Below are 314 nucleotides of genomic sequence, written 5' to 3' on the forward strand. Positions count from 1 at the left end.
GTGTACATGGACGGCGCCAACCTCAATGCCCAGGTGGGGTTGGCGCGCCCTGCCGACATCGGTGCCGATGTGTCGCACATGAACCTGCACAAGACCTTCTGCATCCCCCACGGCGGTGGTGGTCCGGGCATGGGGCCGATCGGTGTTCGCGCTCATCTGCAACCCTTCGTCGCCAGCCACCCGGTGGTACCGGTCCCCGGCCTGGATCCGAACAACAGTGCGGTCAGCGCTGCGCCCTGGGGCAGCGCCAGCATTCTGCCGATCAGCTGGATGTACATTGCCATGATGGGCCCGCAACTGGCTGACGCCAGCGA

Annotated in this window: 1 pseudogene; it reads left to right on the forward strand. The window is 65.9% G+C overall.

Annotated features, from left to right (window positions below):
* Positions 1 to 314: pseudogene (locus QWI17_RS00675) on the forward strand (glycine dehydrogenase (aminomethyl-transferring)); the annotation flags it as partial.

Source organism: Gilvimarinus gilvus (assembly GCF_030518155.1).
In the GTDB taxonomy this organism is placed as follows: Bacteria; Pseudomonadota; Gammaproteobacteria; order Pseudomonadales; family Cellvibrionaceae; genus Gilvimarinus; species Gilvimarinus gilvus.